The following is a 2,329-nucleotide window of genomic DNA, read 5'->3' as shown; positions in this document are numbered from 1 at the left end:
ATCCGAAGTGCGAAGGCGTGGGCGAAAGAAGTGCCGGGAAAAGTGAAACAAAAAGTGACGGATGATATAATAGATACAGCAAGATTAATGGATTCCACCCACACCTTTGCCAAAAACATCCTTCCCTCACGCCAAATGGGCCTCTTAGCCGAAGGGGTAGGGAGTATACGGGCCCCTGCAGAAAATACGCATACGATTGAGAATGGGGTAAGGGCGCTGTTTAGCAAGACGGATGAGGTTAATATCGGGAGTAGGCCAGTTAATAAGGATAAGGATACGGGTATAGGTAATATTAATGATATAAAAGATATAGCAAAAATGACTGTTGAAGATATACCAACTGCAAAAAGTGGGAAATTTAATGAATTTTTTAATTCGCTTACAAGCAGTGAATTAGATGAACTGTGGAAAGATAAAAGGATTAGAAAGAAAATCGAACGCCAGCTTAGAGCCCCTGGAGGCCTACATGAGTGGCATTTAGTTTCGAGAGCTCCACAGTTTAAGTTTTGGAATATCAGTGCTGAAGAGATTAAAGAATTAAGGACAGCTATATCTGATGTCAAGTTCATCAATCCAAACGGGATTCATGGAGGATTGGGTTCAACTAAAGCACATAATGAATTATTAGAAATAATAGATACTTCAAATGACTACAATACATTTGTTAGAAGACTTAATAATTGGGCAAATTATAGACTAAAAGGTGGAATTTCGTCTTTACCAGAAGGTCTGAGATTGAAATAGGAGGAATTTATAATGGAAAAACAAGGATGGGTTTCTATTTGGTTTGGCAACATCAAAAATAGGGATTCTTTAGAACAGTATGTAAATTTAATATACGATGAAAATGGCGAGTCTGTCCCTTCTAAATTTTTTATTGATTTCAATATTGATATGGATGAAACGGATGAGGATACTATAGAAAAAGAGGTCTATAAGAATAGTAGTAATGATATTTCCAATTTATTAAAAGGTTGTTCATATGAAGATATTATAATTCCTAAAGTTACAAAGAATTTGAAACTAAAAAAAACGTATAATGCAGTAATCTTAATATATAACTTTGAATATAACAATAAAATTAATTCAGCTAATAATTTTGATTTTATTACTTCTATTAATTATGAATAAGAGTATGTTTAATAGGGCTGGGAATCCGGAAAAAAGAAATTACTTTTTTAAAAAGTAGCTTAATGGTGAGAACAAGAATAAGACTGGATTATTGAAATATGTATATTTTAAGTTCGTATGACAAATCGTCATACATTTTGATTCTTAATTGAATATACAGCAAGTTTCTTTTCCCCACTATATAGAATGAACTCAAGATTTTGTATAAAAATCAAACTTTAATTTATATGTGGCTATTTTTAACAGAAGGTTACAAAGTGGCAGTGTTTTTTTATTTTATCCTGAATATTCTTCATGGATGTTAATTCGTAAAGCGAAGAAAATTAACTATTATTTGTATCGACACTATTTAAGATAACATTGAAAAACTGGAGGTATAAGCGGGTGGATGTCAAATATATCCCTTCAGACTGGGAAAAAACAAGGCAGGGGATTGGCAATTTAATTGGTCTGGGCGCCTGGGGCAAAGGCATGATCGATAGCCTGAAAGACATCAGTGAAAATTTGGAGGAAGCCCAGTCTGCCATCGCCAAATATGACGTCGACGGCGCCATTTCATTTTCACATACCGGACATAAAGGGGTTTACCAGGGGATCTACAAAGATTTCAAAGTGCTTTATGACTTTGCAGGAAAAATCGGCGATATTGTTGACCGCACGATTGATGAACCTTTTTATCAGGATATCGACGCATTTGCCACGGCAATGCGCGACTTATCAATTACGGATGTGAAAACTACAAACAGAATCGGCGCCAAAGAAACGGTTGTCATCCCAGGCGAGTACGGCTCGAACACCATGGAAGTTCCAAAGGCAGAAGTCGGGCTGGAAGACCTATTCAGCGGCAGTAACGCTTATGCGAAGAAAATGAAAGAGGAATATGACAATTGGAAACTGCAAAACCCGGATCAGGAGATTTCCGAAAAAGATTACGAACAGGCTGTCCTGCATTCACGTGCTTTTCAGTACGACTCGATCCGTGACGGGCAGGAGAAAAAAGAATTCTGGGGCCAGATCGCAAGCCTAGCCGTCATTGTCGGCACCTCAATCATCTGTCCGCCGGCAGGATTGGCTCTGGGCATCGCATATGGTACATTAGAGTTGGAATCAGCCGCCACCGGAAAGGACTGGATTTCGGGCAGGGAACTCGGCACCGGGGAAAGAGTCTTCCGTGGGGTACTGGCGCCGCTCGATATCG

At 38.4% G+C, this 2,329-nt stretch carries 1 protein-coding gene and 2 pseudogenes; all 3 read left to right on the top strand.

The features are described 5' to 3' along the window. Positions 1-744, top strand: a pseudogene (locus P9687_RS17150) (hypothetical protein); the annotation flags it as partial. 12 nt (positions 745-756) lie between these two features. Beyond that, positions 757-1,131: an immunity 22 family protein gene (locus P9687_RS17145; protein WP_035191235.1), complete on the top strand. Its 375-nt coding sequence runs from the start codon at positions 757-759 to the stop codon at positions 1,129-1,131. 384 nt (positions 1,132-1,515) lie between these two features. Continuing rightward, positions 1,516-2,329: pseudogene (locus P9687_RS17140) on the top strand (hypothetical protein); the annotation flags it as partial.

Origin of the sequence: Weizmannia sp. CD-2023, from assembly GCF_036225245.1 — a bacterium.
In the GTDB taxonomy this organism is placed as follows: Bacteria; Bacillota; Bacilli; order Bacillales; family Bacillaceae_C; genus Weizmannia; species Weizmannia faecalis.
The sequence above is the reverse complement of the archived record's forward strand: the minus strand, read 5'-3'. Positions and strand labels throughout refer to the sequence as shown.